The 6,326-nt window shown below is 55.6% G+C and carries 3 protein-coding genes; all 3 read right to left on the bottom strand.

Annotation, left to right across the window (positions count from 1 at the left end):
• Nucleotides 1–1,000 (bottom strand): hypothetical protein (locus OQZ28_RS16970; RefSeq protein WP_458136674.1); only part of this gene is annotated, 1,000 nt, incomplete at its 3' end.
• Nucleotides 997–3,102, bottom strand: coding sequence for a DEAD/DEAH box helicase (locus OQZ28_RS16965; protein ID WP_039735945.1), 2,106 nt, complete (start codon nt 3,100–3,102; stop codon nt 997–999). The genes OQZ28_RS16965 and OQZ28_RS16970, both read right to left, overlap by 4 nt.
• Before the next feature lie 3 nt (nt 3,103–3,105).
• Nucleotides 3,106–5,805, bottom strand: a complete 2,700-nt coding sequence (locus OQZ28_RS16960; protein WP_039735946.1) for a class I SAM-dependent DNA methyltransferase — start codon at nt 5,803–5,805, stop codon at nt 3,106–3,108.
• Between the last annotated feature and the right edge of the window lie 521 nt (nt 5,806–6,326).

Here is a 6,326-nt window from a genome sequence, read left to right as displayed (position 1 = left end):
GGCGAGACAGGTTTTTCAGGCTGTAGGTCGCCACAATCTCTACCGGTGCAAGCAGGAAGGTTGGGTCATTCCGGGCATCCGCCACCCGGCGGGCAACGTCCTGACTGGTGACACCAATCTTGTGCAGGATCAGGCGCTTCTCCCGGATTGCAGGATCCTCGGAGTGTGAACGGGCAACATAGATCGTGCCAGAGAGTTCAAGCTGGTCATTCTCCCACTCGATATCGACTGGACCGAGACCCACCCTCTGCACCGTACGGGCGGTCTTGTCTTCAGTAAGGGATTTCCGAAAGGACGACATCAACGGGTCGCTCTCGGTCCCGTTCGAGAAAATAACCCGCAGGCGATGATCGCGCGAACCGCCCCGAGCCGTCATCTCCGACTTTTCGGCAATCATGGCGAGCAGACCGTTGCGGATGAAGAAATCCCCCTCAATCGGCTCAATTACCACCCTTTTTCGCAGAGGTCTTGCCTTACGCTCCCCCGTTTCCAGTCCATGCTGCACTGCCTCGAACCGCTCACGGAACCGCTCAAAATCTCGGCACGGCACAAAATCGGCACGGTGATCGGGCACAATCCGTTCAATCGATGGTGTGGTGTGTTCAAACGCAATCAGGGAAGCATCAATACCCAAGTCTTCATCCGCAAAAATGTCATCAAGGCTCTGCGGAACAGCCTCATCGACAGGCTCCTCCTTCCATGAGCGCGGCGGCTCCGTCGGCACCTTCTCAAGAAGGCCCAGTTGATCCGCCGCCCGCATGGCATCAGTCGGGGAGACTTTTACGGCCCCCCAGGTCATGGCCAGCCTCATTTCGTCATGATCGGACGCATCCTCGTCAGGCAGACGCCCGGTTCGCTCAACAAAACGGGTAACATCCAACAGCACGGCAACACCCGTGTCCTCGGAAAGCTTTACGCCCCGGCCCGTGCGTTGTTTCAGGTCCAGCAGACCGAATTCATCAGGCTCGCTGAAAATAACATCCAGAGTTGGCCGGATCATGGTTGTGCCGCCTCACGCAGTCGCCGGGCCTTCTCGGTCTTCAGCCAAGCCAGCGCTTCCGCCATCCGCCGCTCCAGTGCGTTGGCTGAATGCACATTGGGCTCCCGCCCTTCCTGTGCCCGAAACGCCTTGATGCGCGGCCAAAGCGTGCGGGCTTCATCACCGCTCATGTTAATCCGCAAAGCCACCATGGCAGACTGCACATGCGCAAGGATCTCGGCGTTCAGGGATTTGGACGCAACCTCGAAGCGCTCCTGGAACACGTTTACGCTGTCGATCAACTCGATATCGATGTCCCGCACGTTGATGAACTTCTTCACCATGGCCAGCAATGTGTTCGGAGCCATGCCCGGCTCCTCGTCTTCTGCCGCCACCGAATCGTGTTTCGTTTCCCCGGTTTCGGTATCAGCCAGGGCAGAAGCGCCAAACACCGATTGCGCCTCGGCAAAACCCTGTTCGGCCTCCCGCCGTGCCAGTGTCAGGACATTCATATGAGCCGCCAGATGCTGGCGGACGGATTCCGTCTCCTCCGTATCCAAGGTCTCGTAACGCCGCTCGATAATATCCGTCAGAACCATCTGGGTAGCGACCTCTGGGGCGGTATCCGGTGACAGCACACGGCGGTCCATTTCCTGATAGGCGGTCGCCATCAGGTCGTTCATGTCCTTCTCACAGATGGTGCGCGCGCGGTCCGTCGGCGGTTCCATCAGCCCCTTGATGCCGATGGTAATATTGCCTTCCGCATCCGTTCCCATCGGGGCACGGACGTCCCCATCCTCCCGGCGATAGAACTTCAGGTTCGGCGCCAGAACCTGCTCCATCAGCAGTGAACCCGAGATGGCTTTCAGCATGTCGTTCACGGCGTCCGTCACCACGCTGGTCTCGACCCCTGGCTCGGCCACGAGGTTGGTGAACAGCGCCCTTTGCTTGCCCGGAGCATCACGCGTCGCCCGCCCAATAATCTGCACGATCTCGGTCAGTGACGAGCGATAGCCGATGGTCAACGCATGCTCGCACCAGACCCAGTCGAACCCTTCCTTCGCCATACCAAGGGCGATGATGATATCGACCTTTGCCCGGTCTGCCGCATCATCACGCTTGCCGTCCGCCCCCCTGATTTCGCGCGACAGGGCAGATTTCACGATATCCCGGCCTGGACCGTCATCTACCAGATCGGCGATCTTCAGAAGGCGACCGCCCGGCGTCCGCACAAGGTCGAAGCCTGTTTCGGGCTCTCGTCCTTCATGCTTGCCAAGGAAGTCCAGAATACGGCCAACCTCGTTGAACTTGTCATCAAACGCTTCAGACGACCCACGATGGGGAATATGAATGATCGTCTTCTGATCGGGGGACAGGACGCCCTCAAGGCCGTTAATGTAGTTTCCCTTGTAAAACTCATAATTGATGCCGAGCGCTTTGAGGAAAGCATAACTCTCCAGTTGCTCGTAATAGCTATAGGTGATTTTGGTGAAGCGGTCCTCGTCCTCCTCCCGCAGCACGGGGTCGGAGTCACCGCGGAAGTAGCTGCCCGTCATTGCCATGATGTGGCATTCGCCGCGGGTGATCAGGTTCCGCAGGATCACGCCCAGACGGTTATTGTCCGACGCCGAAACATGGTGGAATTCATCAATCGCGATAAAGCACCGGTCAAAGGCCGCAATCCCGTCGCCCTCCATGACGGCATCCACCCCGAAACGGAACGTGGCATGGGTGCAGACCAGAACCCGGGCATCACTCTGCAGGAAAGCCTGAAAAGCCTTGACCTTCTCCCTGCTTGCATCATCCCCCGTCAGGCAGAGATTCCAGCGTGGCTCGACCTCCCAATCAGCCTCGAACCCATAGCTGGTCAGGTCGGTTGAGCGGAACGACCCGCCGATCGAGGTTTCCGGCACGCAGACAATCGTCTTCTCCAGCCCCTGATGGCGCAGCTTGTCCAGGGCCACGAACATCAACGCGCGACTCTTGCCCGCTGCGGGCGGCGCTTTTAGGAGCAGAAACTGCGCGGCCCTGGCTTCAAAGGTGCGGGCCTGCATCGGGCGCTGCCCCAAAGCGTTCGTCTTGGCCGTGGAGGTGCCATAAGTGACGTTGAGCATCTCTGCCATGGGTCAGGCCTTTGTTTTCAGTGTTGGGGTCTTCTTTTTGGAAGTCGCTTCGAGCGTTTTCACTTTGGCGGCGTAAAGCTTGAAGAGTTTTTCCAGTCGTTCGGTATCGTTGCGGAACGGGCGGCCGATATACATGCTTTCCAACAGTTCATCGTTTTCCTGGTGCACGGCGCGCAGATCGTCCGGCATCTTGTCCGGATCATAAAGATCCGCGATCGTCTTCGGGTAGTGGGAATACCGGCATTTGAGAATCCGGCGCGCTGACGCTGACAGCGCCTCCAGTTGCTCTTCCGTGAATTTCGGCACCGGGAAGGTGTTGTAGACTAATTTCACTGAATACCTGAAACCATTACCTATGCGACCACCTACAGTCGCCAGCCAAAGCCGATGTATCTTAGATCCGAAAATAGCTAACAGATACTCTTGACAGTCATAAACAGCAAAAGCTTCTTTACTTAAAACATTCCCGGAATTAAGTATGATTGCAGGTACATAATCTCGATCAGACGACTGAGAATTTGGTATGGCGATGCAAGGTTTATTTTCGAATGTCGAGTAGCAAAACCGATGTGGTTTATTTGCGACTTTCTTGGCGTCTCTACCTGCACCTGATCTGTATTTATTACACATCTCTAATCTAATTTTTATTTGATTAATATCAAGTGCTTCTGCAAGTTTATCGTCCGGTATCCACAAACAATACCGATCTCCGCCATCAATTAACTCGCTGCCTCCGACGTAAGGCAGGAGAAAATCTTTTGATCGCTCATCTTCTTTGAGCATTTCCTCTCTTTGGAATGCGGTGACCGAAAGATGCTTTCCATCGACAGGGTTGCTACCCATTACCATTGCAGGTAGGTTAAATAGCTGATGATTTTCCGCTTTCACAGGTATGTATTGAAACGGTATTAAGTAAGGACTTATCTCTGTCGTTGTCGTAATGGTATCTCCATCGATAAGGATGCTCTGCTTGGGTTTGTTTTTTTCCATACCGATGATTGTGACCCATACTCCCGCATTATCGGCCGCAGAATTTCTCCACAGGAAGGGTGTATAAGCGAATTTTATCTGATAATTGAGCTTAAACAGAGCATCCCACAGGGGAGATACTTGCTCGCCTTGGCAAATGGAACTGGTAGCAACGAAAGAAAACGACCTAATTTTGAATTTTGCTGACTTAAAGAACCATACTGTAACATAGTCCAAAAGCAGTAAATTTTCTAAATCATTGATGATCATATCTTCAGTCTGCCAAGATTCCCTCTTCTTTGCGCCACAATACGGTGGGTTTCCAACAATATATATATCGTCGTTTTCATGAGAAAATGAACAAACGTTCTCCCAATCCAACCTAAGCGCATTCCCAGTGTGAATGCGCGCAGCATCCTTCAACGGCAGAGCCGCAGGGCAGCGCCCGAAAACCGCCTTGAAACTTGCGTTAGCCTGATACTCAGCGATGAACAGAGCCAGCTTGGCCGTTTCGGCGGCGAAATCCGAAATTTCAATGCCGCAGAAATGATCGATCTTGATGCGTGAGAACAGTTCGCTGGTGCCCATCGCATTGCGACTGTCAATCTCTTCAAGGCGCTGTAATATCTTTGTCTCACGCGCGCGCAGCTCGCGATAGGACACCACAAGGAAGTTCCCCGATCCGCAGGCCGGATCGAACACCCGCATGCGGGACATGCGCTCCAGAATCTGGAGCAGGGCGCGGGCACGGTCCCAGCCTTTCGCGATTTCCGCGTCCAGATCATCGAGAAACAGCGGCCCGATAACCTTCATGATGTTTGGCACGGAGGTGTAGTGCATGCCCAGTTCGGCCCGCTGCTTCGGGTCGGCAACGGACTGGATCATGGAGCCGAAAATGTCCGGATTGATCTCGCGCCAATTCAACCCGCAAGCTTCGCGCAGATAGCGGAAGGAAACGGTGTCAAAGCGCGGTGCGTCGATCGTGCCAGCAAACAGGCCGCCATTCACATACTCCAGCTCGCTGGTCCATGCTGGGAGGTCTGTGCGTTTGTGTCGTGGCAGGTTCATCGCGCGGAACGCTGCAATGATCGCTCTGTCGGCCTCCTCGCCCTTGTCACCTGCATAGGTAAAGATCAGGCGGGAGAACTGGTGTTCCGGGAAGATACCCACGTCTTCGGAGAACATGCAGAAGATCAACCGCATCATGAGCTGGTTCATCTCATGGCGGCGGTCGGCACCGGCCCAGTCCGGGTTCGCGCGGGTCAGCGCATCATACAGTTTGGCAAGCTTGCCAGTCGCCTTCACATCGACGGGGTTTTCTTCCACCGCGCGATACCGCTCCTTGCCCGCCGCGGGAAGGAAGAAACCGAATTGGTCGCCCAACTCCGAAAAGGCACAATGCAGCGTGTCACCCGAGGCAAAATGCTCGGCCGCGATCGTCTCGCCGTCAGTTGCGAGCAGGATGGCGGGTTTCGACGTTCCAGTCTTTTTCGAGGCCCGGAGTTGGTCAAGGGTGACATCACTTTGTCCGGCGGAAGCGGGGGCGTAATGGAACCGCTTGCCGAAAAGCACTCCGCCCGGAAGATCCGACTTGTTGGTTGAACCGTTGCGTAATTTTGAGATTGCCGCCTGAGCGGCGTCGGTGGCTTCGGCAAAAGCGAAAGGAAATTCGTCCGGTTCAAAGGGTGCCGCAGCGATCGTCGCCAACGCTTCGTAGATTTCAGTCGGGTTCATGTAAGGCCTTGGTGTCGAGCGTGGGTCATGAGCGTCAATAATGCGGCAACGCTAGCGCAATCTTACGTGACATGCGACAGGCCAACACCAATGACTCAGGGATACAGGATTGCAATTTGTACTTCGGCGTTAGGGGCGTCCGTTATTGTGGCTTCATCGCCGCAAAGCAGCCGGACTTCCTGAAGGGTTTCGGGCGCCGCGAGGCGTACGAAAGTCTGGGAAGACCGAACCCGCGACACCGGGACTCAGTTATGGGGAATTTGCAACTGGCGCCACCCCGTGGGAGAGCCTGAGCCAGAGCATACAGGTGCGTTTGTGGAGCTGGAACGGGTTTTTGTGACCGGATCTGCATGACGCGATGTCAGAACTGGCGGTGCAGGCAGCGATTTTCCCGATTTTTTCAGTGATGCGTACAGGAGCCCCGGTTTGCCGGGGCGGAGCCACTCCGACATCGGGATCGGTCATGCTGTGGTCTCTGCGGGCTGTCATGGTGATCCCCCGGCCGGATCAGTCGCCCGTGG

The sequence above is a fragment of the Komagataeibacter sp. NFXK3 genome, from assembly GCF_054182245.1.
This window is presented reverse-complemented; position numbering and strand designations above follow the sequence as displayed.

What these genes read in the sequence shown, in the direction of transcription:
- OQZ28_RS16965 (WP_039735945.1), bottom strand. Translation starts at nt 3,102, where the DNA reads ATGGCAGAGATGCTCAACGTCACTTATGGCACCTCCACGGCCAAGACG.
- OQZ28_RS16960 (WP_039735946.1), bottom strand. Translation starts at nt 5,805, where the DNA reads ATGAACCCGACTGAAATCTACGAAGCGTTGGCGACGATCGCTGCGGCA.